This window comes from Aminobacter sp. MET-1, assembly GCF_026521175.1.
Lineage (GTDB): Bacteria > Pseudomonadota > Alphaproteobacteria > Rhizobiales > Rhizobiaceae > Aminobacter.
This window is the reverse complement of record NZ_JAMSHL010000072.1, coordinates 1-446: the sequence shown is the minus strand read 5'-3', so window position 1 is coordinate 446 and position 446 is coordinate 1. Positions and strand designations below refer to the sequence as shown.

The window sequence follows — 446 nt, the reverse complement described above, 5'->3', positions numbered from 1 at the left end:
TCCTGCACCAGGAGGCGCGAACCGGCGCAGCAGACCTGACCCTGGTTGAACCAGATACCGTCGACGAGCCCCTCGACGGCGCTGTCGAGATCGGCGTCCTCAAAAACGATGAAGGCCGATTTACCGCCGAGCTCCAGCGACAGCTTTTTGCCTGAGCCCGCAGTCGCCTTGCGGATGATCTTGCCGACCTCCGACGAGCCGGTGAAGGCGATCTTGTCGATGCTGGGGTGATTGACGATCGCCGCCCCCGCCTCGGGGCCACCCTGGACGATGTTGACCACACCCTTGGGCACACCGGCGCGCTCGCAGATCTCGGCAAACAGGATCGCGGTGAGCGGCGTGAACTCGGCCGGCTTCAGTACCACCGTGCAGCCGGTGGCGAGAGCGGGAGCGATCTTCCAGGCCAGCATCAGAAGCGGAAAGTTCCACGGGATGATCTGGCCGAC

At 64.6% G+C, this 446-nt stretch carries 1 protein-coding gene; it reads right to left on the bottom strand.

Annotated features, from left to right (window positions below; translation table 11 throughout):
* On the bottom strand, positions 1-446 hold a 446-nt coding region (locus tag NDO48_RS29065; protein WP_267322895.1), incomplete at both ends, for an aldehyde dehydrogenase family protein.